Source organism: Achromobacter sp. 18P8.1.1, assembly GCF_057799415.1.
Map to the genome: position 1 here is coordinate 80,767 of NZ_JBYOKH010000018.1, position 22,722 is coordinate 103,488.

Consider the following 22,722-nt stretch of genomic DNA (forward strand, 5'->3'; position numbering starts at 1 on the left):
GCGTTTCAGCGGATATGCACGAACGCGCTGAATGTGCTGACTGTGAAGTTGTATAGCTCCGTCCCCACCCAGCGCGCCGTGAGCAGGATGACACCGAACACCACGACCATCTTGATGGCGAAGGACAGCGTCTGCTCCTGGATCTGGGTCAGGGCCTGGAACAGGGAGAACAAGGTGCCGATGATCGCCGCGGCGGCAATCGGCGGCAGCGACAACCACAGCACCAGGTACAAGGATTGCGTCATGTAGGAAACGAGATCGCTCGTGCTCATGCCAGGCTCCTAGGCGTAGGACAAAACCAGGCCCTGGATCAGGCGGCTCCAGCCGTCCACCATGACGAACAGGAACAGCTTGAGCGGCATGGAGATGGTCACGGGAGACACCATCATCATCCCCATGGCCATGAGGATGTTGGACACGATCAGGTCGATGATGACGAAGGGCAGATACAGCAGGAAGCCCACCTGGAACGCCACGGTCAGCTCGGACAGCAGAAACGCCGGCACCAGCACGATCAGGTCCGTTGCGCGCAGCGCGGCCGCCTGCTCGGCGCCCCAGAGCTGGCGCGCGGTGCGCACGAAGAAATCGCGCTGCTCCGCGCGGCTGTTCTTCAGCATGAAGCCGCGCATGGGTTCGGCGGCGCGCTCGGCGACGCCCAGGAAATTCTCCAGCGAGCTGCCGGCCTGGACGCCCGGCGTCCCTGCCGCGCCCGCCTTCGTCGCCGGCGCGGAGGCGGCCGCGCGCAATTCCGCCGAGATCTGGTAGCCCACCGGCGCCATGACATACGCCGACAGGATCACCGCCAGTCCATAGAGCGCCATGTTCGGCGGCGCCTGCTGGATACCCAGCGCATTGCGCACCAGCACCAGCACCACGCTGATCTTCAGGAACGAGGTCGTCATCACCACGGCCAGCGGCACCAGCGCCACCATGGACAGCGCCAGCGCCAGGGTGATGGGATCGTAGCCGCTCATGATCCGACCAGCCTCAGGGACTTCAGCCTCACGCCAATGTTGCCGTCCACCTCGACCAGCTCGCCCAGTCCCACGTCCATGCCATTGGCGCGGATGCGCACGCAGCCGTCCGCCACCGGGCGGTCCAGCTCGAACACCTCGCCCGAGGCCAGAGTGCGCAGCCGGTCCAGGGTGATCAGGCGCTCCCCCAGGTCGAAGCCCAGCCGCACCGGCACCTGGCCGAAGTCCACGCGCGCCTCCAGGCCCTCTCCGTCCCCGTCCGCACCGGCATCCTCTTGCGCATCCCGCGGCGCCGGCGCGCCGGCGTCCGCAGGGAACACGCCGTCCTCATCGCTGACGATCGCCGATTCATCGCTCATGATCTTCTCCCAGGCTTGCGCCACCACCAGTTTTCCGTCCTGCGCACGCAGGCCCAGGCCCCACCGGGTATCGAGCCGCATCCAGAGCTGACCCTGGCCGTCTACCCGATGCTCGTCGAGGAACACGACATCGCCCTCGGCCAGGCCGCGCAGCTCCGCCAGGGACAGCGTGCAGGCACCGACCTCGGCGCGCATGCGTACCGGCACCGCTGCCGGATCCAGCGTCTGCGGCGCCGACAGGCGCTGGCCCAGCGCGCCGGCCAGCAGCATCAGCCCCAGCCCGTCGCAGGACAGGATCAAAAAGCCCGTCATGCCGGACTCGGCATTGCGTAGGCGCAGCATCCACTCGTGCTCCAGGCCAGCCGCCGCGTCGCCGTCCAGCGCCAGGTCCACCAGCCGCGCCGGGCCGTTGCCCAGCGCGCCGGCGGCATCCAGCACCTCGTCCACCAGCGCCTCAACGGCGGCCGCGTACAGCGGCTCGGGCAGCTCATCCAAGTCCAGGTCCGGCATGCGCGCGGACAGCCAGGCGCGCATGCCGGCCGGCGGCAGGCAGCAGCGCAGGCGCGCGCCGGCCCACTCTAGCGTCACGACCACCCGGGCCGAGGCGCGCAGCGTTTCCTCCATCTCCTGGCGGAAGCCCACCTCCCAGCGGGTTTCCGGCAGGGCGCCGCCCGGGCCCGCGGCGGGCAGGATCACCTGGAAGCTCCCGCCCAGGCGCGCGATCTGCGTGTAAGCGCGCGCCGTCTGGCGATCCAGGCGCAGCAGGGACAGCGGCATCTCGACGGGTCGGTTCATGGCGATGGCGTCCATGGGCGCTCAGGGAGCCGAACCATCCGCCATCCACTCGCCGGGATGGACATCGACGCCGTCACGGTCCTGCAGATTGATCCGGACCAACCGCCGCAGGCTGGCGGCCAGCCCGTCCGCCAGGCCCTGCGCCAGCGCGGACACGCGCCGCTGCGCGCTCTCGGTCGCGCAGCAGAACAGAACCGCCAGCGCGCCGCCATCCTCGAACAGCGATACGCTCACCCCTTCCATGAAGCCCTCGTCCAGTTCAACCCTGACCTCGCGCCGGCCGCTACCGTCCTGGTCGGAGACCAGCAAGCGCCGGGCCGCCAGGCGCAGCGATTCCTCCAGCCCGGAAGACGCCTGCGGTTCGGCGCTCTGCTGCGGCGACGCCGCGCCGAACAGCCCGAAGGGCGTCAATGGGGCTGCGATCCGCGCCGCCTGCAGGGACTCGTCGGCAACGCCCTTCAAGGCGCGCGCGAAGGCCCGGCTGTCGGCGTCATCCGCGTCGCGGCGGCGCTCGGCATCGCCGCCCTTTTGCGCGTCCCAGCCCGCGCCGCCCTGCGACAGGCCGATCTCCAAGCCAATCCGTCTATCCGTGCTCATCCGCAGTCTCCTCGAATTCCTCGTCCCATTCGCGCGGCCGCCATGCGGTCGAGGCAGCTTCCTCGACCTCCGCGTCCTCCTTGTTTTCCTGCTCCTTGCGCGCCTCGGCCTTGTACACGTCGGCCAGGTCCACGAACTTGTCGCACTGGCGCAGCGCGCGTTGGTGCGCCAGCCGCGCCCCGTCCAGCGCTTCCTGCGCTTCAGCTTCCTTCCTGAGCGCGTCTTCGCGCTCCGCGTCCCGCCGCCGCTCGCCTTCCTTTAGCCCCGCCACCTGCTGCAGCACCTCGTCGATCTCGCGCACGCGCACCACCCGGCTGCACAGGTCACCGTACATGCCGTCCTCGCGCCTGCGCGCCTCGCCCCGGTACCGCTCCAGCGCCTCCTCGGCCTGCCCGCGGATCCGGGAGGCCTGCGCCATCCGACGCCGAGCGCGGCCCACCCCAAGCTCGGCCAGCTCCTCCCGGAAGCGCTTGATCCTGAGCAGTTCGTCGAACAGTTTCTTCATGGGAAGCCATCCCTCATTGCTCCGCGATGTCCGTCATGCCGCCAATCGCTTCCGCCAGGGTCGAGCGTTCTTCCGTGCGCTGGCGCAGGAAACCGCGTATGGCGTCGATCTTGCGCAGCGCCTCGTCGGTCGCGGCATCGCCGCCGGGCTTGTACTCGCCGATCTTCACCAGCAGCTCCACCTCCTGGTACTTGGCCATCAGCTCGCGGATCCGGCCGGCGGCGGCCTTGTGCTCGGGACGCACCACGGCGTTCATCACCCGGCTGGCCGAGGCCAGCACATCGATGGCCGGATAGTGGTTGCTGGCGGCCAGCTTGCGCGACAGCACGATGTGCCCGTCCAGGATGGAGCGGGTTTCGTCCGCCACCGGCTCGGTCATGTCGTCGCCTTCGACCAGCACGGTGTACAGCGCGGTGATCGAGCCCTTGTCGTTCATCCCCACCCGTTCCATCAACCTGGGCAGGGTCGCGAACACGGAAGGCGGATAGCCCCGACGCGTCGGAGGCTCGCCGGCGGCCAGGCCGATCTCGCGCTGTGCGCGCGCGAAGCGCGTCACCGAATCCATCAGGAACAGCACCTTCTTGCCCTGGTCGCGGAAGTACTCCGCGATGGCCGTGGCCACATAGGCCGCCTTGGCGCGCTCCATCGAGGACTTGTCGCTGGTGGCGCAGACGATCACGCTGCGCTGCCGCCCGTCCTCGCCCAGCTCGTGCTCCAGGAACTCGCGCACCTCGCGGCCGCGCTCGCCGATCAGGGCGACCACGGTGACATCCACGGCCGCGCCCTTGACCAGCATGCCCATCAAGGTGGACTTGCCGCCGCCCGCGGCCGCAAAAATGCCCATGCGCTGCCCCTCGCCACAGGTCAGCAGTCCGTCCAACGCGCGCACGCCCAACTCCAGCGGCTCGTGGATGATGCGGCGGGTCAGCGGATCCGGCGCGTCCGCGAACACGGGATAGAACTTGCTGACCTCCAGCGGCCCAAGCCGGTCTGCGTCCAGCGGCCGCCCCAGTCCGTCGAGCACGCGCCCCAGCAGGCCCGCGCCCACCGGCACCATGTGCGAGCGGCCGGTGGGGATGACCTCGGTCGACGAAGAAATGCCATGCATGTCGCCCACCGGCGTCAGCAGCGCGGCGTCCTTCACGAAACCCACCACCTCGCCCTTCATCTCGAAGTCCTCGCCCGGGTTGCGCAACAGGCAGACCTCGCCCACCTTGACGGCCGGCACCACCGCCTTGATGATCGTGCCGATCACCTGCGTCACCCGGCCGCGAACATGCAGGACCGGCGTGTCCTGCAGCGCCATGCCCATCATTTCCGTGATGTAGCTGAACTCGCGCGCGCGCCGTGCGCCGGTCCCCGGCACCGGATCCGGATCCGGCTTCATACGCGGCTCCCCAGCACGCGCTCGAAGGCCTGCCGCAGCGCCGCCAGCTGGCGTTCCAGGCTGGCCTCGACCAGGCCGATCTCGCTTTCCACGATGCAAGCTCCCGGCGCCAGACGCGCATCGGCCACCACGTCCACATAGCCCATGCGGGGAAAGCCCGCCAGCCAGTCGTTCATGCGTTCCTCGGCGATGGGCACATCGTCCGGATGCATGCGCAGCGTGACCTGCTTCTGATTGCGCACCACCGACAGCGCCCCGTGCACCACGGCGCCTACGCGCTCGCGGTCGTCGAAACCGGCGATCAGCTTGCGCACCGCCTGCATCACCACGTCGATGACCGCCGACTCCACGCCGGCGAAATACTCCACGGTCCGCCCGGCGGCCTCCAGCATGTGCTGGGCGGCCTTGAGCTGGGCCTGTTCGCAGCCGTCTGCGTAGCCGCGCTCGCGCTCGGTCTCGTAGGCGGCGCGCGCGTCGGCCACGATGCCGTCCGCCTGCCGCGCCGCCGCCGCGATCAGCGCCTGCGCATCACCCAGCGAGGCGTACTCGGCGGCCCGCAGGATGCGCGCGCCGGGCGCCACGGAACCGGCCAACCGACGCGGCGTCAACGGGTCTGCGGGAATGATGAAAGCCATTCTGGGTCCATTTTCTCGATGATGCGCAGTGCCAGTTCCAGCGCGGCCTCCGGCGACAGCGGCGCTTCGCCTTCTGACACCCTGGGCATCTTCAGCTCCACGCGCCGAAGGATCGCGGGTCCCGCGCCCTTGAGCGAAGCCAGCACGGTGCGCCGGCCCAGCTCGCAGGCCGAGCGCAGCACTTCGTCCAGGTTCCAGTCCCGCGAGTCCGGCAGCCCGGGATGCAGGGCCTCGGCTTCGCGCACGAAGGCCATGACCTCGTCGCCGAACGCCTGCCGCAGCGCCCGGACCTCCGCGCCCAGGATGCTGCGGCGCAGCCTCGGGCCGCACAGCAAGGCTCCGGTGCGCAGCGCCAGCCCGTCCAGGCTGGCGGTCGGCAGCAACGCCACGGCCAGCTCTCGCCGGTTGACATCGCCGGCCAGCGCCGTGGCCGGCCCCAAGCCCTTGAGGATCTGCCTGGACCAATGCCGGTGCAAGGCCGCCCGGGCTTTGGGATGCGACTGCAGCACGACGAGGTTCGCCCCGTCGGCGAAGTCGGGCTGTCGCGAAGGATGCAGGGTCTCGCTGGGAAGCTGAAAGAAACTCAGCATCCGGCCGACCAGTCTCGGATCGACGCTCATGCCGCGGGCCCGCCCGGTTCAGTCCTGGCCGGCTCGGTGCGCCTGCCCGGCTTCAGCCTGTCGCGCAGCGCCTGCGGCGCCCGGCGCCATGCAAACCAGCCGCTCGCCGCGAGCAGCGCCAGCAACAACGCGGCGCCCACCCCCACCAGGGCGCCGAACAGGAGCGGCGGGGCGCTCCGGCCTTCTTCGCCCGTGGCCATCGGCGCCTGAGCGCGGGTGGTGGCGGGCTGCGCGTTGATCAGCGCCACGGACACCTTGTCCTCGCTCAACCCGGGAATGGCGTGTATCACCAGCCTGCGTATCTGCGGCAGCAAAGCGTCCAGCGCGTAGCCCGGCTGAGTCTTGATGAACACAGCGGCGGTGGACGGGGTCGCCTCCTCGCCGACCCCGCCGCGTTCGGGCAGCACCACATGCACGCGGGCGGTGATGACGCCATCCATCTGCGACAGCGTGTTGGCCAGCTCCTGCGACAGCGCATAGATGTAGCGCGCGCGCTCTTCCAGCGGCGATGAGACCAGACCTTCCTTGCGGAAGATCTGCCCCATGCCGTCGAAGCGCTCGCGCGGCAGGCCCTTGCCGCGCAGCACCGCCAGTGCCTGGGCCACCTGATCCGCCTGGACGCTGATGGCGACGCCGGCCTTGCCGGCGCTCTTCTGCGCGGCGATGCCGGCGTCCAGCAGCACCGACAACACTTCATTGGCCTCGCCCTCGGGCACCGCGGCCAGCAGGTCCACCCGCGCGCCGCAGGCCGCCAGCATCGCCAGCAACAGCAACAGGCAGCCTATCAGGCCAGCGCGCCGGTAGCCCTGGCGCGCGCCGAGTCTCTGGAGTTCATGCGTGTGCAGGCTCATCAGTTCATTCTGACCAATGTGTCCAGGTTCTGCGCGCTCCTGGTCACCGCCTTGCCCACGACTTCGTACTGCACCGACAGTTGCAGCATGTCGGCCTGCAGGCGCAGCAGATTGCCCAGCTCCGGCTGTTCGGCCACCGCATTCAGCCTGGCGGCCAAGCCGGTCCATTTGTCCGAGAACCCGGCGACGCCCCCGCGCAGTCCATTCAGGATCTGGCTGCCCAGCGTCGGCGCCGCGTCGGCCGCGACCAGCGTCCTTTCCAGGAACGAGGTCGGCGCGGCATCCACGGCCGGCGCCTTGGCATCGTCGCCGGCGCCTGCCCCGAAGGCGGCGGCGAACTGCTCCATGGCGCGCGTCGAGGCCGGCGACCGCGCCGGCTCGACTTGCGTCGCGCCCGTCGCCGCGAGCGCCTGACCCACAATTTCGATTTCCATGCCCGCTCCTGTTGCTGTCAACCCAGACCCAGCAGCCCCTCGGCCAGCTCGGCGGCCCGCGTCCCGTTCCCCGCGATGCGGCGCAGAAGCTTTACGCTCTCCGCCTGCCGCCCGGCGACCTGCAGGGCCACGCCGCGCCATACATCCAGCAGCCCCGCTTCATCTTCGTCCATCGCATCGGCCTCCCGCTCCAGCGCGCGCGCGGCGGCCTCGGCCTCGCCCGCGTTCATCAAGGCCACGGCCAGGCCGATCCGGGGATAGGCCCGGTCAGGCCTGAACAGCCGCAACGCCCTGAAGATCGGCTCGGCGTTGGCCATGTCGCCCATCGCGGCGGCCAGGAAGCCCACCTCGGTCAACAGATGCGCCGCGTCAGCGGCAAGCGCCACGCCGTGCGCGCGTTCCCGCGCCTTCATTCCGAACAGCTGCTCCATCGCCTCACGCCGCCGCGGCCATGCTGCCCGTCAGCTTCATCAGGGCCTGCGCGCGCTGGCAAAGGTTGTCATGCGAGGCATCGCCTTGCGTGCGCCGCAAGACAGCGGCCAGGGTGTCACGGGCCTGGTCCAGCCTGCCGGCGGAGATCTGGCATTCGGCCATGTGCAGCGCCGAATCCGGCGACGCCGGGAACAGCAGGTCGTTCAATCCGTAGATGGATTCCGCCTCTTCATGACGGCCGATCATGTGCAGGCACAGCGCCATGCCCGCCCAGTAGTGCTTGCGGGTCGGCCCGTACTGCGCCAGGAAAGAGAAGATGGGCAGGGCCTGCCGGTACTGCTTCTGCACCACGTGGGCGTAGGCCATGCCGTAGATCACCTCCAGCTGCTCGCCGCTGAACCGCTGGGAAGACGGCAAGCCGGCAAGCGATTGGTACACATGGGACCCGAATTCTCCTCGGGTCTGTTCTTCCCGGTCGTCCTGATTCATGATGTTCTCCCTTGTATTATCGAAGCGCTCAGATCGGCTGGCGCTTGCCGATGTTGGCCGCCACCTGAACCATGCTGTCGGCGCCGTCCTTCAGCATCTGCGAGACTATCTGCGCGCCTTCGTCGAGCAATTCGACTATTTTCTTGAGACTGTCCGTGCTCTCTTCAAGACTGCTTTGCAGCGCGAGGGAGATGGCGAGCAACCTCTGTTCCTCGGCCCTGGCGTACTCGGCGTCATGCTGCAAATCGGCGACCGTCAGGTCGTTAATGCCCTTGGCGATGCCCATGGAGCCCTGCACGACGGCAGAGCTGGCGCCGATGATGGTGGTGGCGATCTTGGCCGCCGTGCCGGCGGTCGAGGCGCCACCGGTCATAATGCCGCTGACGATACCCACGGTCAGGGCCGTGGCGATCGTCACGATCATGGCTGCCAGCGCTGTCTGGTTGGCGTCGGCGCCCGCCAACTCGGCGATGCCCACCGCCATGGCACCCAGCATGCCCGGATCCACCACCAGCACAACCGGGAGCATGATGGCCACCGCGCCGGCCGCGATCTTGCCGATGCGCTCGGCCGTATCGGCATCGACGCCGCAGGCTTCCAGCGTCTTGGCCACCATGGTGGTGACCAGGTTCGTCAGGCTGATTTCCGGTCCGCCGCATTCCCGGGAAATCTGGTCCGCCAGCGCCATGCTCGAACCGATCAAGGCCAGGGTGGCCAGCGCGATCATGGGACCCGCCAGGCCCGCAGTCAGCCCTGTCAAACCGGTCGCCACGGCCAGGAACAGCGCGGAGGCCACGACGGCGACGATCTTTCCTATCCAGCCGAAGATCTTGCTGAGCGCGCTCTGATTCTTGGCTTCCTGGCATTTCTCGATCCACTCATCGATCTTCTTGAGCTGCGTGGCGTTGTTCTGCTCCTTCTTCGTCAGGTCATTCTGGATGCCCTCTTTCGCGGTCTGCATCTGGACTTCCTGGTTCTTGCTCTGCATCACGCGCAGCAGATCCACCATGTCATTCATGGAAAACGACTTGACGAACCCAAGCATCGGCGCGCCATTGGCGTTGAAGGCGCCATCCCCGCCGCTGACGGCCTCTTTCAATCCCTTGGCGATTAGCCGGGCCAGATCCTCGCCGGACATCTCCTCGGCGCCGGATTGGACCGAGCCTGTCGTGGCCGCTCCCGTGGCCTCGGAGGCGGAACCGTCTGTCCATGCCGGAACACCGGCCAGGTTCGGATTTGCGACGCTCGTAGTCTGCATGATGGCTTTATCGTCCCTAGTGATGGCTGGCGCGCTCAGATGTTGCGCGCGATGCGGCTGTTGGTCTCGATCCTCGACAGCTGGATGGCGCTGAGCTTGTCGCGCAGATCGCGCATGATGTCGTCCTTGCCCTTCATGTCTTCGCGCGCGGCATCGGCGGCGCTTTCCAAGGCCGCGCGCACGGCCTCCCACTTCATCTTCTGGGCATCGATATTGCTGGCTTCGTATTCCTTGTCCGCCGCGGCCATCTGGCCCGCGCCGGACACGGCCTGCGCGCTGCCCGGCGCCGAGGTGATGAACCCCTGGCTTTTCGCGCTCAGCGTTGCCGATCTTTCACTGTGAACGGCGAATTCCGCTTTCGCCGTGGTGTATTCGGCCGACGTCTTGTCGCTGCCGGCCGCCTTCAACCTGGTCTGCGCGTCGGTCGCCATCTTGCTTTCCCGCGCGCCCTTGATGCCCAGCGTGCCGCCCGCCACGCCCCCGCCCACCTGCAGGACGCCGCCGGCGATCGACGCTCCGGCCGATATCCGGGCGCCGGCCCGGCGCTCGTCGGCACCGGAACGGATGCTCGCCGCCGCGCTCATCCCGGCATCGAACCCGGCTCTCGTCGCGGCGGTCGCATTCTGGCGCCGGGTTTCCTTGCTGGACTGCTGGATCATGTAGAAAAGGCGCATCACCTGATCCAGATCCGCCGCCGCCGCATCGGGGTATTGCTCGACCAGCGAATTCAGCAGCTCGAGAACCTCTTTCTCAAGCGCCTTGCCGGCCTTGGGCGCGGGCAGTCCGCCGACGTCGGCAATTTCCTTTCCGGGCGCGGCCTGCACCGCCTCGGCCATCAATGACGGAGTCTTGCGCCGCCGCACGGAGGGCTCGCTTTCCTCGGACGCCGGCGCCGGCCCGACAAGATTGGGACCCGAAGGATTGATGACGATAGGCATGAAAGACTCCTCAGCTGCGGTCGCCCTGCAGGCGCTCGATCAATTGTTGAATATGCCCGGCGAAAGGCGCGTGCTCGTCCTCGACGCATAGCGACAGGGCCAGTTCCAGCGTCTCGAGCGCCATGTCCGCGCGCCCCAGCTCGATCAGGCACTGGGCGCTGTGGAACACGGGTTGCGGATGCCCCATCATCAAGGCCGACGCCGCCATGTACTGCGTCAGGGCGTCCCGATGCCGCCCCATCATCTGTCCGGCCGCGCCCAGCGCCATCACGTAGCGCGGCTCCAGATTGTCGTTCGCCACGAGCATCGAGAACAGCTTGAAGGCATCGGCATACTGCTGCCGGTCGTAGTGCTGGCGCCCGAACGCGTACAGCGCCTCGTTCTCGCGGTCGCTGATCCCGCGCAGCGCGCCCAGGGTTCCGCCGCCCTTGAGGTATTCGCCGAAGGCCCGGGTATTGGCCGACAGCGTTTCCCAGCTCATCGGTTCATCGTCTGCGATATGAAGAGTCATTGCTGATTTCCATGAATATTGACAAGTGCGCTGGCGCGGCATCTCAGATCATCTTCCTGCGCCCCGGCCTGGAGGGCGGCGCCCCTGTCCGTCCCGACATGGCGCCGCCCTGCTCCAGACGCACCCTCTCGCTTTCGACATCCTGGCGCACCTCCGCCATGTCGGCGTCGAACAAGGCCTGGGCATGCTGGCGCTGGCTTTCGGTAAGCAGGCCGGCCGTGTCGATGCCGCCCAGCCCGCCCGTGAGCCCCAGCGCGCGCAGCGCGGATTCCTGATCGCTGGATTGCCGCTCGATCTGCTCCAGCAGGGCGCGCGATTCGTCCAGGATCTGTTGGGATGTCTTTTTCATGTCAGCGCATGTTGCTCACGATGCTGGACCGGCCGTCCTGCATCTTCTTGATGAAGTTGGTCATCACGTCGAAGGACTCGTTGCGCTTGTTGCTCAGCGATTGCAGGGCCATCATGTCCATCTGCTGCGTGCTGTTGAGCGAATCCAGCTTTCCCTGGATGAAGCTCTGCATGCCCTTCATGTCACCCAGATTTCGATCGCCGTGAAACACGGCCTTGCCCGAGATATTGGCCTGGCCGTTCGGCAGCTGGCCCCAGCCTGAACTCCAGGAGGGAATCTCGGTGATTCCCGCATCCCGCAATGCCTGGTTCAGCGGCATTTCGTACTTCTCGACCTTGGTTTGATCCCAATCCGGGATCGTGGAGTCGCTATCGCCATCCTTGGGATACTGGGCCATCGCGGTGTTGATGGCCGCCATGACCGCGTTCAGCTTCGCGGCCTGCTCATTCTTCTGCTGTACCGCCTGGATCTGCGAGCTGAGCTGCCTGTCCAGCAATTGCGTTCGGTTGGTCTGCACCGCCAGCAGCGCGGTTTCTATGTCACCGGACAGCAGCGCCTGGCTGACGGGGGAAGCACTCATTACGGCGACAGCCATGGCATGACCTCGTTGAAAAAGAAAAGTGGACTTCGCTGGGTGGCTGGGAACGCCTCATGGTTCCATCCGGAGAACGAAAATTTCGCGACGTCCCCGCTCAGCCCGGGTTCAGGCCAATCCCGCGTCGAAGGACGCGAAATCACGGACCGCCACGCTGCCCTCGCCGTCATACAGCGCGCCGCCCTCGTTCACGGCGGCCAGCCACCGACTCCAGAGCGCGGCTACGTCGGCGAAATCCCCCAGAGCCGTTTCCAGCCCCGCCAGATCCAGCCCGTTCAGCGGCACGGCGCGGCACAGCAGCACATGCCCCGACGCCTCGTCCAGCGCCAGCGTCGCGCCGCCGGTCTCGCGCCAGAAGGCGTTGGCCGTCAGCAGGCGCGCGCAGACCTCCAGCAGCCGCGCATCCTCGATCTCCTGCAGCACCGCATAAACGACGATCGCTCCCGCGCCGGCATCGTCCTGGAGATGGATGATGTGGCCGTCCATGTCCAACGCCACATAGCCGTCCTCGTCCGCTTCCATGTCCGGTATTGCCAGTCCCGTGCCCAGCCGGGCCACCAGCTCCCTGAACGTATGCATGTCGCTTTCCTTTCCAAAATCACGAATCGCCGCCGCGCGGCCGCTCAAGCCTGGGCGAAGGCGCCCAGGCCCGACAGATACTGCATCGCCTGCAGGCCGCCGATGCGGTCCCGCATGTGCGGTGTCTCCTTGCTGCCCGCCAGGCCCGCGTTGCGCGCCTGGTTCTCCAGTTGGCCGGACTGCGCGGCGACCTGCAGATAGATGCCGCGGTCCTGCTCGTCCATGGGTCGGTCATGGCGCAGATCGCCGCCCAGGTCCCGCAACGCCAGCTTGGCCTTGATCTCCATGTCCAGCACGCCGCCCCGATCCTTGTCGGACTTGCAGCCCTTGGACACGGTCGCCGCCATGTCGTCCACGCCCGCCCGCTGCAACGCCTGGTCGGCCAGCGTCTGCAGGAAGACAATCTCGCGCCCCATTTTGGCCGAGTCGCCTTCGGCCTTTTCGTGCGCACGGTCCAGGAACATGCTTCTGACCAGTTGGGTCTGCTCGCGCAGGTCTACGATCAGGTCCGTCAGGCGGGCCCGATCCCCGGGCGGCAGGTCCGGCGAATCCAGCTGTTCCGACACCCTGTCGATCGCCCTGCCGATGAAACCTCCCGGGGCGGCGCCGCGCAGATCCACGCCGCTGCTGCCCGGCGCGCCCAGGTCGCCGATCAGCTTGATCATGTTCCGCGTGTTGTGCTCCTGCACGTTGCGCCACACGCCGCCGATCATCCCCAGGAAGGGCGAGGTCGCCAGCTTGTTGATGCCGAAGGAAAAGGTGATGGCGTTGATGTCCACGCCGGCCTCGATGCCGCCAGCCACGCCCGGACCGGAGCCGCTGATGCTCAGCTTGCCCTGGCCGGCCGCGTCGTCGAAAGCCCTGAACTGATTGCGCGTGAAGGTCAGCTCGTCGAATTTCGGATTGAGATTCCGGATCAGCGGCAGATGGCGGATGCTGTCCGGCGTGATCAAGCTGACGCTGACGTGCGTGAGCTGCGGCGGCGTCTGCGACGATTGCGCCATCCGGACCATGAAGGCGGCGTTGCCGGTCACTGCGGCCTCCAGCACCTGCCGCGCGCCCGCGGCGTTGGCAGCGTGGCGCGCATCGCCATCCTGGATGTCCCACATGTCCAGTACGCCGTGGCCGACGATATGCGCCAGCCGCGCACCGTCGCCGCCCCGTAGCTCGCTGATCTTCAGGTTGCGCACGCCGTCCGCGCCGTCGGTTACCTTCGAGCTGACCATCGCGTTCTCGTAGCGTCGCGCCAGGGGCGCCTGGATCAGATTGGCCGGGGTGATGACGCTTTCATAGCTGCGGATCACGCCATTGCGGTTCAACACCATGCTGCGCGACGTCTGCTGCCACTGCCCGGCATCGGCCAGCAGGTCGCGCTGCAGGCCCGCCAGGGCCTTCTTGGACGTGAGCTCGGCGATCCGCTGCTCGCTCAGGCCGGCGGACTTCAAGTCCTGCCGCAGCGTTTTCAGGATGTCGGCCTTGCCCGCAACGACGGGATGGGTGAAGTCCTTCTTGCCCTTCGGCGCGGCGATCTGGTCGGAAAAGATGCCGCAATCGCGCAGCTTTCGTTGCGCCACTTCCTGACGCGCCTGCCATTTCATTCTCAGGTCGTCGAGCGCGCTCTTGCGGCTGTCGCCAGCGTGGGATCTCGGGATGTCCGAGGCTCGTGCGTTCATGGCCGGATTGGGTTCCGCCTCGGACACGGACGCCATGATGCGGGCGCCGATGCTCGCCCATTGCAGATTGCTTTCCAGCACCGCCCGTCGGGACAAGGGATTGGTCATGGCCATGGCAACGACGCCGTCCATCTTGCGCTCCACCAGCCCCTTGAGCGCTTTCAGGTCCTTCAGCACCGCCGAGGTCAGGCTGGGTTCGGATACCGTCTTTCCCGCGCCGATCTCCGCCTGCGCGATGCTGTCCCTGAGCGTCTCGAGCTGATCCCGGTTGGCCGACAGGGCCCCATGCAGCGCCTGCAGATCTTCCTGGCGCCAGGCCGTCTTGCCCAGCAGCTCCGACGCCCGGCCCAGCGACGCCAGGACCTGCTTCACATTTTCCGGCGTCAAGGCCGAGCCGCAGCCCGATTGCTGGACGCTTGCCTCGGTCAGCATGCCGCGCGGCAGGCTTTCCAGAGGCTTGCCGGCCGTCTCTGCGAATACGATCCCGTTGGCGCGGGCATAGCCCTCCAAGCCCGGAAAGCGCTGTTGCGCCCGTTGCTCGCGCGAGGTCGCAACCTTGTCATCCGCCCGCTGGCCCAGCGCCGCCATGTCGGCGTCCGACATCCTGCCGGACCCATACCCCGGGTCCGTGCGCACCAGCCTGGCAAACGCCTGCCTTACCTCGGGGTCCCCGATCTTCCCGCATGCGGCGGAGAGCCTGCTTTCGTTCGCGCGCACGGCGCCCAGCCGGTACTGATCCGCGATCGCCAGCGCGCGCGTGATCTGTCGCGACGTCAAGGGGCGCCCTTCCTTGATGCCCGCGCCCGCCATGGCGTAGCGCGTCGACACCTCTCCTATCGATCGCTCGAGCGTCTGTCGCAACTGGCCGAGCACCTGCTCCGATGCCCCGCCCCCCGCCCTGGGCTCCTGCCCCCCGAAGTGGCACGCCAGCTTGTTAGCCCAGCCTTTCACGCGCTGCGCCAGCACGGATTCCCCGCGCTGCAGGCCCCCATCCCGGGACAGCGTCACGCTCCGGTCAAGATCGTAGCGGCCCGTGCCTATGCCACGGAACTGTTCAATGCCCAGATTCATTGGGACTCACCTCGCGACTCGGCCGGCATGGCCACAGGGCGACTGTGTAACCGCTCGGGCGCGGAAGGTTCCATGCAAGGACCGGGAACTCGCCGGCCCGAACCGTTACTACAGCTCCCGTATGCCGATTGCCATGCTGCGGCATGGACGCCGGCCTGTTTGACGGGATCCGATATGCCTACACTGCAAAACCAGCCGAGGATGCCAACGACGCAGCCCGGCTTGGCCAGCGGCGCCGCCGTCGCCAAGCGGGCCGACCTGGACCAGAAGCTGCGCCCATCCCAGACGCCAGGCCAGGCAGGCCAGGTTGCGCCTTCGGGCGCTTCGCCATCCATCGACGCCGACGCCTTCAGCCTGACCGACGCGGCCGAGGAACTGAGCCTGCACATGGCTCACAAGATCGAGGAAAAGCACCATACCGAGCGCAAGTTCGCGCCCGAGCGTGCACGCCGCGTCGTGCACGCGGACGAAGTTGTGGACGCGATGCAGCAATCGCACGAACCCGATGTGCATGCCAAGCTGGTCGAACTAACCAAGCACCTGCTGGCCGGCCGCGAGGGCCCCAGGAAACTCGTCACGCAGTCGTACCGGGACGTGAGCCAGCAATACCTGGCATTGCAATACGCGCTGCGCCAGGGCGAGCGCGAACAGGCGCTCGACAGCACGCTGGAACGGCTGCGCACGGCCATCGCCGATCTCGAGTCGGACCACGGCCCGAGCATCCGGGCCGGCCTGAACGCCCTGCCCGCTGCCGCCGACTACGCGCGGACCGCCGAAGGCGTGGGCACGTTCCTGGACACCTACCGCGACGTCGTTCTGGGCGAATCCTCGCTGTCGCAAACGCTGGCCATCAGCCTGGAGCGGTTTGGCGGCGACAACATCGAGAAGGCAATCCGGCAGCTGACCAGCGCGCTGGGCGCGGACCTGGCCGCCGCGGAGCCGTCGACGCAGATATCGCGCCTGAGCGCGCTGGTGTCCGACCTGTACAAGCTGGAAGTCATGATCACCGCGCTGGAAGACTGCGGCGAAATCGCCAGCGCCATGAACAGCCGCGGCTACACGGCCGTGGTCAGGGATCCCCTGCTGACGGACATCGTGTCCATCACGGACAGCCGATGGGTAGACGCCCACACTATAGAGGGGTTGGCCGCGAAACGCGCCGTCGACCGACTGCCCGACCAGATCGACTTCCTCAAGTCCGTGCGAGACATCTTCCGGCAGTTCCCGGTCCATTCCTACCCGGACCAGGAAACGCGCAACGCCGTGCTGGACGCCAACCAGGCAGCGCTGGACATCATCATCGCCAAAGAGGACGACGAATGAACCTGGAATTGAATCTGCTGGATTTTTCCCGCGAGCTCGGGCTGTCCGACTGCAGGCTGAACCACAACGGCGAATGGCTGGCCGCGCTGGCGAACCAGCAGTACTTGGGCGTGCAGAACCGGGAGGACGCCGTTCTCGTCTTCATCCTGCATCCGCTGGGCTACGACGGCCTGGACGTCTTTGAGCGCGCCTGCAAGCAGGCGCACCTGTTCCATCTGCGCGAAGACACCGTGCAGCTGGCGCTGCGCGAGCGCGACCATCAGCGCTGGCTGGTCGCGCTGAGCCGTATTCCACGCGCTGAATTCTCGGGTCCGCGCGGCGTGCGGGCCTGTTCCGACCTGCGCCAATGGCTGCAGACGCTCTGATTCCCCGCACCGCAACCGCCCGTCCACAGGACTATCCATGGCCAGCCTTTCCTTCAACAATTCGCTCAGCCTCGACCTCGGCCTGAGCGGCATCAGCTACCAGGCGCGCGCGAGCATCCGCGAAACGCTGCCCGAGCTGCGCGAGATCGCGCCGCTGGAAGAGGCCGCCAGGAACAATCTCGAAGTCCTGCTGGCCAAGCCAAACCTGTCTTCTTTCATCACGGCCCACCTGCGGCCTGACATCGCCGACAACGACGCGCTGACCCCGGTCCGTTTCAACAAGAGTCTGCAACGCGCCTGCGCCGATCTGGCGGGCTTGCGGCTGGTCGACAGCGACGCGGCCGCCACGGTGCAGCGCGCGGAACGCACCCTGCGCGACGAGACCCGCCTGCGGGATCTGGTGGCGATGTACCGCAATGCGCTGCTGCAGGGATGAACACGCCCGCCATGCTCAGCGAAGAGAGCCGCGAACTCATTTCGCTGCTCGCGTTCATCTATCTGGAAAACAACCGTCCGGAGCGGGCCTCGGCCCTGCTGCACGCGCTGGAGGCCGCCAAGGCCTCCGACAGCCGCAACCGCTGCGCACTGGCGCTGGCCCTGCTGCGCAGCGGCAAGCCCAAGGCGGCGCTGGCCACGCTGGACGCGCTGGCCATGAAGGCGCCGCCCACGGCCGTGTTCCACCTACTGCGCTCGGATTGCCTGCTGGCCCTGGAGCGCCACGAAGAAGCCAGGGCGGCGATGCGCGCCTTCGTCGCGCTGCGCCAGCAGGCTGCCCCGGCCCTGGAGGCGGATCATGCATGACCTGCTCAACCGCGGCATCGCTGCGCTGACCAGCCGCAACGACATCATCCTGGCGGTGATGATCGTGGCCATCATCTTCATGATGATCCTGCCGCTGCCGACCCTGGCGGTGGACGCGCTCATCGGCATCAACATGACCATCTCGGCGACGCTGCTGATGGTGGCCATGTACCTGCCGTCGCCGCTGGCGTTCTCGTCGTTTCCGTCGGTGCTGCTGATCACGACGCTTTTCCGGCTGGGCATCTCCATCGCCACCACGCGGCTCATCCTGCTGCAGGGGGACGCCGGCCACATCATCGAGACCTTCGGCAACTTCGTGGTCGGCGGTAACCTGATAGTGGGCCTGGTAGTGTTCCTGATCCTGACCATCGTGCAGTTCGTGGTCATCACCAAGGGCGCGGAGCGCGTGGCCGAGGTCGCGGCGCGCTTCTCGCTGGACGCCATGCCCGGCAAGCAGATGTCGATCGACGCCGACCTGCGCGCGGGCACCATCGACATGGACCAGGCCCGCCAGCGCCGCTCCGTGGTCGAGAAGGAAAGCCAGCTCTACGGCGCCATGGACGGCGCGATGAAGTTCGTGAAGGGCGACGCCATCGCCGGTCTCATCATCGTGGCCGTCAACCTGCTGGGTGGCATCCTAATCGGCACGCTGCAACGCGGCATGACCGCCGGCAACGCGGTGCAGGTGTATTCGATCCTGACCATCGGCGACGGGCTGATCGCGCAAATACCCGCGCTGTTCATCGCCATCTGCGCCGGCATCATCGTGACGCGCGTGCAGACCGGCGACGGGCCGTCCAACGTCGGCCGGGACATCGGCTCCCAGGTGCTGGCGCAACCACGCGCGCTGGTCATCGCCGCCGCAATCGCCATGGGCATGGGCCTGATCCCCGGCATGCCGACCCTGGTTTTCGCGGCACTGGCGCTGGCGGTGGGCACGGTGGGCCTGGTGCTGCTGCGCTCCACCCGCAAGGTCGTGGATGAGAAAACCGGCGTGATTACCGAGATCTCGTCCCTGGCGCCGGACGGCCAGAAGCCTGAAAAGCCCAAGACCGACGGCAGCGCCGAGTTCGCGCCCTCGGTGCCGCTCATGCTGGACGTGGCGGCCGGATTGCAGCGCAGCTTCAACGCGGAGACGCTCAACGCCGAACTCATGAAGATCCGCCGGGCGCTGTATTTCGACCTGGGCGTGCCCTTTCCCGGCATCCAGCTGCGCTTCAACGAAACCCTGCCGGAAGAGCACTACACCATCCTGCTGTCGGAGGTGCCCGTGTCACAGGGCAGGCTGCGGCCCGGCCATGTGCTGGCCCGCGATACCGAGGCGCGCCTGCAGGCGCTGCAGGTGCCGTTCGAGACCGACAAGAAATTCCTGCCCGACCTGTCCACCCTGTGGGTCAGCGAGACGCTGGCGGACACGCTTCGGGAAGCTGGCGTGCCGACGCTGGACAGCAACCAGATCCTGGCCTGGCACTTGGCCTTCATGCTGAAGAAATACTCGTCGGACTTCATCGGCATCCAGGAAACGCGCTTCCTGCTGACCGCGATGGAAGAGCGCTTCCCGGAACTGGTCAAGGAAGCCGGCCGCATCATGCCAGTGCAGAAGATCGCCGAGATCCTGCAGCGCCTGGTATCCGAGGACATCTCGGTGCGCAACCTGCGCGGCGTGCTGGAAGCGCTGATCGAATGGGGCCAGAAGGAAAAGGACTCGGTGCTGCTGGCCGAGTATGTCCGCATCGCGCTCAAGCGCCACATCAGCCACAAGCATTCGAGCGGGCAGAACATCCTGCCGGCCTACCTGCTGGCGCCGAATGTCGAGGAAACCCTGCGCGGCGCCATCCGCCAGACCTCGGCGGGCAGCTATCTGGCGCTGGATCCCGCTGCCAGCAAGGCGCTGCTGGAGAACATCAAGCGCACCGTGGGCGACCTGGGCAACGCTGTGCAGAAGCCGGTGCTGCTCACGTCCATGGATATCCGGCGCTACCTGCGCAAGATGATCGAGCAGGACCTGTATGAGCTGCCCGTGCTCAGCTACCAGGAGCTGACCCAGGAGATCAATGTGCAGCCGCTGGCGAGAGTGGACCTGTGAACGCCGCCGGCCTGGAGCTGCGCGTCCTGTCTGGCCTGCACCGCCGCGCCAGCGCGCCGATCGGCGCGGAGGCGTCGATCGGCGCCGATCCGGACTGCGACATCGTGCTCGCCGATGATGGCATCGCCGCGCGCGCCGCGCGGATTCACAGTGACGCGACGGGCTGGACCCTGACGCCGGAGGCTGGCGGCGCCCCGGAACGCCGCCAGCCGGGCGAGCCCGCCCGGCTGGGCCCGGTATGGCTGACCCTGGACACCTCGGACGCGCCCTGGATCGAACCGCCCGCACAGGATGAAGCGCCGGCCGAAGACGAGCCCCCCCCCGAGCCGGCGGGCGACTCGCCCGACGCCGCGCCGAGCCCCGCCACTCGGGCGGCCAGTCCGGAACCCATCCTGCCGCCCCGGCCCGCGCGCAAGAGCCGCGAGGCGCTATACGTCTACGCCGGCATGGCGCTGATGCTGCTGCTCTGCGTGTCCGGCATCGTCTACATCACCCAGCCCCTGCCGACCGTCCTGGCCGCCGCCGATCCCATGCGCCAGGCCATCGAGGAATCGCTGCCCGCCATCCGGCGGGTGCTTGAGCAGCAGAGCCTGGCCGAGCGCCTGACGATCGGCCGGCGTCCGGACCACTCCATCATCATCACGGGCTGGCTGCACGACGCGGCCGAGCAGGAACAGGTGGCGACAGCCATGGCGCGGATCTGGCCCATGCCCGCGCTGCGGCTGAGCAATGAAGCCGACCTGCGCGCCACCGCCCTCAGCGTGCTGCAGGCCTACCCGATCCGTTACGACGCCCGTTATCAGGGCGACGGCGTGCTCGCCATCCAGGGCATCGCGCCGGACGCCGAGCAGCGCGCCCGCAGCGGCGACATGCTGCGCGCGGCGCTGCCGGGCGTCAGGCTGGACCTGGGCGCGGTGCTGCTTGCCGACGAAGTCAGCCAGCGGCTGGCGGCCGCCGCCACGCAGGCCGGCCTGCCCGAGCCACAAGCAAAATGGAACGGCGCGCGGCTGGAGATCGCGCCGCCTGACGAACCCGAACAGGCCCGCCGCCTGGCGCGCGTGATCGAGGAGTTCAATCCGACCCACTTCAGAGTCGCTGCCATGCTGCCCGCGGCTCCCATGGCGGCGCCGCGCCGCGCCGTCGCCACCACGGTGCCGTTCACGATCCGCAGCGTCATGGGTGGCGCGCAACCCTTCGTCGTCCTGGGCGACGGCACCAAGCTCGTTCCCGGCGGCACCTACAGGCAGTACCGCCTGGTCTCGATCGACAACGGCAAGGTAACGTTCGACGGACCGACCTACGCCGTCGTCAGCCGCTGATGCGCACTCACTTACTCACTCACGAGGCAGCCCATGGCCGCTCCTGCGTTACACATCACCGACCTGGAAGAACGACTGGCCGGCCCGCAAGGGCCGGCACTGCAGCTGACGCTGATAAAAAATCTGAAAGAAATCGAAGCGCTGTTCCGGAGGCAGGCCGCCGGTGGCCCCGACCGCGCGGATTTCCTGTTGTGCGAGGCGGCCGCGACAGCTGCCGCCTGCGCGATCACGGTGCTTGCCCGTTACCCGACAAGCGCCGATGTTCCCCCCGCGAAGACGCTTCTGCATTGAATCGCGGCTTTCTCCACCACGTCTAGACAAAGGACACGGCATGGCATCGACCAACTCCGTCAGCTACGGCTACATCAACGATACGATCTCCACGGGCGTCTCCGCCTTTGAATCCAAACTGCGATCGACCATGGCGTCCATGGCCGACAACACCGATGGCGCCCTCACTTCCACGCAGATGCTGCAGATGCAGCAACAGGTCCAGCAATGGAGCATCATGGTGGACATCCAGAGCACCATCACCAAGCAACTGGCGGATTCGCTCAAGTCCGTGGTGCAGAAGTCGGGCTGAGACCAGCGCACGCGGCGCATCCCGGCAACGGGCTCCGCGCCGCGCACGACTGGCAGGCTGGATGCCTCAGGGTCGGCCAGCAGCGCGAGCAGCAGCCGTCCGCGTTGCGCATGAATATCCGCGCGCCGTCCTGGAGCTGGACCTTTCGAGCCCGTCCGTCAGCCGCTCCGCCCTATTGGGTGCCCGAGGCGCGCGCCCATGACGGCTGGGTTGACGCCAGGGCCGACTCCAGCGCCTGGAGCATCGCCGTGGAACGATCGCGCCACTCCTGCGGGCTGCCCCGAGGGTCCTTGGCGGGCGGAATCGCGGTATCGATCATGTTCCTGAACGCCTCAGATTCAGACAGGACTCCCGGCTCCAGCAGATTGCGGCGCAGGTCGCGCTGCTCCGCGCGGCTCATGTCCTTGACCGCAAGGACCAGGAAGTCCGCATCGCTGATATCGCCGATCTTCTGGCCCATCGCATCGTTCAGCTTGTCCAGCGTGCCGTTCAGGAGCATTTGCCTGGACAGGTGCTTCTTGTCTTCCATCCGGCCGCACAGCTCTTGCAGCGGCTCCTTGAACAGCGTCTTCGCCAGCGCGCCGTTGACGTTCGTCTGCAAGTGCCTGGCCAGCGCCGTCATGAGCCCGTCAGCCAGCGCCGGACTGCGTTCCCGCAAGGCGCCCGCCAGCCCGCGGTTTTGCATCATGCCACTCCCCAGCTCCGCGAATACGTCGCCCAGCCCGTGCTTGGGATTGCCCAGCTCCTGGACGTGCCGCTTCAGGACCTGGTCGAGCATCTCGAGCTCGTTGCGTCCCGTCTTGCGGGACAAGGCGGAGGCGTGCTTGAGCACGACGGCCGCCTGGTCCGCGACCTCGCCCACGCCGCGTTCCTGACCGCCAGGCCGGGTCATCAGCGCCAGCAGATTGCCGACGTCGCGATTGAGCGTCCTGGTCTGCCGGCAGACCTGGCTTTCGGCCCGCGCCTGTGGCGACAACGCCACCTCCCGCAGCGGGGACAGCTTGGCCAGCACCCACTTCCTGAACCCGCCTTCGGTGCGCGGAGCCGGATCCTGCGCCCGGGAATAGTGCAGCGAGCCGATCTTGCCCAACGGCGCATCGCCGGCCTTGTGCAATGTCTCGGAAAAGGTTTTCGAAAGAAGGGCCGAATCGATACGCACTGGAGCGCTCCAATGAAAGTGCGCCATGCCCGCC

Annotated in this window: 28 protein-coding genes; 8 read left to right on the forward strand and 20 right to left on the reverse strand. The window is 67.4% G+C overall.

The features are described 5' to 3' along the window. Window positions 1-5: 5 nt before the first annotated feature. From sctS to AC27VE_RS13935, 19 genes are all read right to left on the reverse strand, one after another. Window positions 6-272 (reverse strand): type III secretion system export apparatus subunit SctS, encoded by a 267-nt coding sequence (gene sctS / locus AC27VE_RS13845; RefSeq protein ID WP_488704169.1) that lies wholly within the window; start codon window positions 270-272, stop codon window positions 6-8. A gap of 9 nt (window positions 273-281) precedes the next feature. Further along, the gene (sctR, locus tag AC27VE_RS13850; protein ID WP_488704170.1) at window positions 282-974 is read right to left on the reverse strand and encodes a type III secretion system export apparatus subunit SctR; all 693 of its coding nucleotides are present in this window, start codon (window positions 972-974) and stop codon (window positions 282-284) included. Beyond that, on the reverse strand, window positions 971-2,143 hold the full coding sequence (gene sctQ / locus AC27VE_RS13855) for a type III secretion system cytoplasmic ring protein SctQ (protein WP_488704171.1): 1,173 nt from the start codon (window positions 2,141-2,143) through the stop codon (window positions 971-973). Before sctQ ends, sctR begins: the two co-directional genes overlap by 4 nt. 6 nt (window positions 2,144-2,149) lie before the next feature. Continuing rightward, entirely contained in the window at window positions 2,150-2,725 is a 576-nt protein-coding gene (locus AC27VE_RS13860; protein WP_488704172.1) for a hypothetical protein, read from the reverse strand. Next, window positions 2,712-3,230, reverse strand: coding sequence for a type III secretion system stalk subunit SctO (sctO, locus tag AC27VE_RS13865; RefSeq protein ID WP_488704173.1), 519 nt, complete (start codon window positions 3,228-3,230; stop codon window positions 2,712-2,714). Before sctO ends, AC27VE_RS13860 begins: the two co-directional genes overlap by 14 nt. Window positions 3,231-3,243: 13 nt before the next feature. Continuing rightward, the gene (sctN, locus tag AC27VE_RS13870; RefSeq protein WP_488704174.1) at window positions 3,244-4,617 is read right to left on the reverse strand and encodes a type III secretion system ATPase SctN; all 1,374 of its coding nucleotides are present in this window, start codon (window positions 4,615-4,617) and stop codon (window positions 3,244-3,246) included. Further along, window positions 4,614-5,252, reverse strand: coding sequence for an HrpE/YscL family type III secretion apparatus protein (locus tag AC27VE_RS13875; RefSeq protein ID WP_488704175.1), 639 nt, complete (start codon window positions 5,250-5,252; stop codon window positions 4,614-4,616). Before AC27VE_RS13875 ends, sctN begins: the two co-directional genes overlap by 4 nt. Further along, window positions 5,222-5,872, reverse strand: a complete 651-nt coding sequence (locus tag AC27VE_RS13880) for a SctK family type III secretion system sorting platform protein (RefSeq protein ID WP_488704176.1) — start codon at window positions 5,870-5,872, stop codon at window positions 5,222-5,224. The genes AC27VE_RS13875 and AC27VE_RS13880 overlap by 31 nt, the downstream gene beginning before the upstream one ends. Beyond that, complete coding sequence (sctJ, locus tag AC27VE_RS13885; RefSeq protein ID WP_488704177.1) at window positions 5,869-6,723, reverse strand: type III secretion system inner membrane ring lipoprotein SctJ; 855 nt, start codon at window positions 6,721-6,723, stop codon at window positions 5,869-5,871. Before sctJ ends, AC27VE_RS13880 begins: the two co-directional genes overlap by 4 nt. Then, window positions 6,723-7,157 carry a type III secretion system inner rod subunit SctI gene (gene sctI / locus AC27VE_RS13890; protein WP_488704178.1) on the reverse strand — a complete coding sequence of 145 codons (435 nt, stop codon included), beginning with the start codon at window positions 7,155-7,157 and terminating at the stop codon, window positions 6,723-6,725. The genes sctJ and sctI overlap by 1 nt, the downstream gene beginning before the upstream one ends. A 17-nt stretch (window positions 7,158-7,174) precedes the next feature. Beyond that, window positions 7,175-7,588 carry a hypothetical protein gene (locus AC27VE_RS13895; protein WP_488704179.1) on the reverse strand — a complete coding sequence of 138 codons (414 nt, stop codon included), beginning with the start codon at window positions 7,586-7,588 and terminating at the stop codon, window positions 7,175-7,177. 4 nt (window positions 7,589-7,592) lie between these two features. Further along, the gene (locus AC27VE_RS13900) at window positions 7,593-8,078 is read right to left on the reverse strand and encodes a SycD/LcrH family type III secretion system chaperone (RefSeq protein WP_488704180.1); all 486 of its coding nucleotides are present in this window, start codon (window positions 8,076-8,078) and stop codon (window positions 7,593-7,595) included. A 28-nt stretch (window positions 8,079-8,106) separates the two neighbouring features. Beyond that, window positions 8,107-9,336 carry a type III secretion system translocon subunit SseC family protein gene (sctE, locus tag AC27VE_RS13905; protein ID WP_488704181.1) on the reverse strand — a complete coding sequence of 410 codons (1,230 nt, stop codon included), beginning with the start codon at window positions 9,334-9,336 and terminating at the stop codon, window positions 8,107-8,109. A gap of 35 nt (window positions 9,337-9,371) precedes the next feature. Next, window positions 9,372-10,274: a hypothetical protein gene (locus AC27VE_RS13910; protein WP_488704182.1), complete on the reverse strand. Its 903-nt coding sequence runs from the start codon at window positions 10,272-10,274 to the stop codon at window positions 9,372-9,374. A gap of 10 nt (window positions 10,275-10,284) precedes the next feature. Next, window positions 10,285-10,785 carry a SycD/LcrH family type III secretion system chaperone gene (locus AC27VE_RS13915; RefSeq protein ID WP_488704183.1) on the reverse strand — a complete coding sequence of 167 codons (501 nt, stop codon included), beginning with the start codon at window positions 10,783-10,785 and terminating at the stop codon, window positions 10,285-10,287. Window positions 10,786-10,828: 43 nt separating this feature from the next. Further along, window positions 10,829-11,134: a hypothetical protein gene (locus AC27VE_RS13920; protein WP_488704184.1), complete on the reverse strand. Its 306-nt coding sequence runs from the start codon at window positions 11,132-11,134 to the stop codon at window positions 10,829-10,831. A gap of 1 nt (window position 11,135) precedes the next feature. Then, window positions 11,136-11,729 carry a hypothetical protein gene (locus AC27VE_RS13925; RefSeq protein WP_488704185.1) on the reverse strand — a complete coding sequence of 198 codons (594 nt, stop codon included), beginning with the start codon at window positions 11,727-11,729 and terminating at the stop codon, window positions 11,136-11,138. A gap of 108 nt (window positions 11,730-11,837) precedes the next feature. Next, a complete protein-coding gene (locus AC27VE_RS13930; RefSeq protein ID WP_488704186.1) occupies window positions 11,838-12,308 on the reverse strand; it encodes a type III secretion system chaperone in 471 nt (156 codons plus the stop codon). Between the two features lie 44 nt (window positions 12,309-12,352). Next, window positions 12,353-15,052: an inositol phosphate phosphatase SopB gene (locus AC27VE_RS13935; protein ID WP_488704187.1), complete on the reverse strand. Its 2,700-nt coding sequence runs from the start codon at window positions 15,050-15,052 to the stop codon at window positions 12,353-12,355. A gap of 174 nt (window positions 15,053-15,226) precedes the next feature. Here AC27VE_RS13935 and sctW point away from each other — a divergent pair, with 174 nt between their 5' ends. The 8 genes from sctW to AC27VE_RS13975 are packed head-to-tail and all read left to right on the forward strand — an operon-like array spanning window position 15,227 to window position 21,529. Further along, on the forward strand, window positions 15,227-16,375 hold the full coding sequence (sctW, locus tag AC27VE_RS13940; RefSeq protein ID WP_488704188.1) for a type III secretion system gatekeeper subunit SctW: 1,149 nt from the start codon (window positions 15,227-15,229) through the stop codon (window positions 16,373-16,375). Continuing rightward, on the forward strand, window positions 16,372-16,740 hold the full coding sequence (locus AC27VE_RS13945; protein ID WP_488704189.1) for a hypothetical protein: 369 nt from the start codon (window positions 16,372-16,374) through the stop codon (window positions 16,738-16,740). Before sctW ends, AC27VE_RS13945 begins: the two co-directional genes overlap by 4 nt. 37 nt (window positions 16,741-16,777) lie before the next feature. Continuing rightward, entirely contained in the window at window positions 16,778-17,176 is a 399-nt protein-coding gene (gene sctX, locus AC27VE_RS13950; RefSeq protein ID WP_488704190.1) for a type III secretion apparatus assembly protein SctX, read from the forward strand. After that, window positions 17,173-17,541: a type III secretion apparatus assembly chaperone SctY gene (sctY, locus tag AC27VE_RS13955; RefSeq protein ID WP_488704191.1), complete on the forward strand. Its 369-nt coding sequence runs from the start codon at window positions 17,173-17,175 to the stop codon at window positions 17,539-17,541. Before sctX ends, sctY begins: the two co-directional genes overlap by 4 nt. Then, window positions 17,534-19,627: a type III secretion system export apparatus subunit SctV gene (gene sctV / locus AC27VE_RS13960; protein ID WP_488704192.1), complete on the forward strand. Its 2,094-nt coding sequence runs from the start codon at window positions 17,534-17,536 to the stop codon at window positions 19,625-19,627. Before sctY ends, sctV begins: the two co-directional genes overlap by 8 nt. Next, a complete protein-coding gene (gene sctD / locus AC27VE_RS13965; protein WP_488704193.1) occupies window positions 19,624-20,946 on the forward strand; it encodes a type III secretion system inner membrane ring subunit SctD in 1,323 nt (440 codons plus the stop codon). The genes sctV and sctD overlap by 4 nt, the downstream gene beginning before the upstream one ends. A 33-nt stretch (window positions 20,947-20,979) precedes the next feature. After that, the gene (locus AC27VE_RS13970) at window positions 20,980-21,237 is read left to right on the forward strand and encodes a hypothetical protein (protein ID WP_488704194.1); all 258 of its coding nucleotides are present in this window, start codon (window positions 20,980-20,982) and stop codon (window positions 21,235-21,237) included. A 40-nt stretch (window positions 21,238-21,277) separates the two neighbouring features. After that, entirely contained in the window at window positions 21,278-21,529 is a 252-nt protein-coding gene (locus AC27VE_RS13975; RefSeq protein WP_488704195.1) for an EscF/YscF/HrpA family type III secretion system needle major subunit, read from the forward strand. Window positions 21,530-21,701: 172 nt separating this feature from the next. On the opposite strand, the gene AC27VE_RS13980 is transcribed toward AC27VE_RS13975, so the two are convergent. Then, window positions 21,702-22,688, reverse strand: coding sequence for a hypothetical protein (locus AC27VE_RS13980; protein WP_488704196.1), 987 nt, complete (start codon window positions 22,686-22,688; stop codon window positions 21,702-21,704). Between the last annotated feature and the right edge of the window lie 34 nt (window positions 22,689-22,722).

Bases quoted from the DNA above. Each gene is read 5' to 3' on its own strand.
- sctS (WP_488704169.1), bottom strand. From the start codon at position 272: ATGAGCACGAGCGATCTCGTTTCCTACATGACGCAATCCTTGTACCTG.
- sctR (WP_488704170.1), bottom strand. From the start codon at position 974: ATGAGCGGCTACGATCCCATCACCCTGGCGCTGGCGCTGTCCATGGTG.
- sctQ (WP_488704171.1), bottom strand. From the start codon at position 2,143: ATGGACGCCATCGCCATGAACCGACCCGTCGAGATGCCGCTGTCCCTG.
- AC27VE_RS13860 (WP_488704172.1), bottom strand. From the start codon at position 2,725: ATGAGCACGGATAGACGGATTGGCTTGGAGATCGGCCTGTCGCAGGGC.
- sctO (WP_488704173.1), bottom strand. From the start codon at position 3,230: ATGAAGAAACTGTTCGACGAACTGCTCAGGATCAAGCGCTTCCGGGAG.
- sctN (WP_488704174.1), bottom strand. From the start codon at position 4,617: ATGAAGCCGGATCCGGATCCGGTGCCGGGGACCGGCGCACGGCGCGCG.
- AC27VE_RS13875 (WP_488704175.1), bottom strand. From the start codon at position 5,252: ATGGCTTTCATCATTCCCGCAGACCCGTTGACGCCGCGTCGGTTGGCC.
- AC27VE_RS13880 (WP_488704176.1), bottom strand. From the start codon at position 5,872: ATGAGCGTCGATCCGAGACTGGTCGGCCGGATGCTGAGTTTCTTTCAG.
- sctJ (WP_488704177.1), bottom strand. From the start codon at position 6,723: ATGAGCCTGCACACGCATGAACTCCAGAGACTCGGCGCGCGCCAGGGC.
- sctI (WP_488704178.1), bottom strand. From the start codon at position 7,157: ATGGAAATCGAAATTGTGGGTCAGGCGCTCGCGGCGACGGGCGCGACG.
- AC27VE_RS13895 (WP_488704179.1), bottom strand. From the start codon at position 7,588: ATGGAGCAGCTGTTCGGAATGAAGGCGCGGGAACGCGCGCACGGCGTG.
- AC27VE_RS13900 (WP_488704180.1), bottom strand. From the start codon at position 8,078: ATGAATCAGGACGACCGGGAAGAACAGACCCGAGGAGAATTCGGGTCC.
- sctE (WP_488704181.1), bottom strand. From the start codon at position 9,336: ATGCAGACTACGAGCGTCGCAAATCCGAACCTGGCCGGTGTTCCGGCA.
- AC27VE_RS13910 (WP_488704182.1), bottom strand. From the start codon at position 10,274: ATGCCTATCGTCATCAATCCTTCGGGTCCCAATCTTGTCGGGCCGGCG.
- AC27VE_RS13915 (WP_488704183.1), bottom strand. From the start codon at position 10,785: ATGACTCTTCATATCGCAGACGATGAACCGATGAGCTGGGAAACGCTG.
- AC27VE_RS13920 (WP_488704184.1), bottom strand. From the start codon at position 11,134: ATGAAAAAGACATCCCAACAGATCCTGGACGAATCGCGCGCCCTGCTG.
- AC27VE_RS13925 (WP_488704185.1), bottom strand. From the start codon at position 11,729: ATGGCTGTCGCCGTAATGAGTGCTTCCCCCGTCAGCCAGGCGCTGCTG.
- AC27VE_RS13930 (WP_488704186.1), bottom strand. From the start codon at position 12,308: ATGCATACGTTCAGGGAGCTGGTGGCCCGGCTGGGCACGGGACTGGCA.
- AC27VE_RS13935 (WP_488704187.1), bottom strand. From the start codon at position 15,052: ATGAATCTGGGCATTGAACAGTTCCGTGGCATAGGCACGGGCCGCTAC.
- sctW (WP_488704188.1), top strand. From the start codon at position 15,227: ATGCCTACACTGCAAAACCAGCCGAGGATGCCAACGACGCAGCCCGGC.
- AC27VE_RS13945 (WP_488704189.1), top strand. From the start codon at position 16,372: ATGAACCTGGAATTGAATCTGCTGGATTTTTCCCGCGAGCTCGGGCTG.
- sctX (WP_488704190.1), top strand. From the start codon at position 16,778: ATGGCCAGCCTTTCCTTCAACAATTCGCTCAGCCTCGACCTCGGCCTG.
- sctY (WP_488704191.1), top strand. From the start codon at position 17,173: ATGAACACGCCCGCCATGCTCAGCGAAGAGAGCCGCGAACTCATTTCG.
- sctV (WP_488704192.1), top strand. From the start codon at position 17,534: ATGCATGACCTGCTCAACCGCGGCATCGCTGCGCTGACCAGCCGCAAC.
- AC27VE_RS13970 (WP_488704194.1), top strand. From the start codon at position 20,980: ATGGCCGCTCCTGCGTTACACATCACCGACCTGGAAGAACGACTGGCC.
- AC27VE_RS13975 (WP_488704195.1), top strand. From the start codon at position 21,278: ATGGCATCGACCAACTCCGTCAGCTACGGCTACATCAACGATACGATC.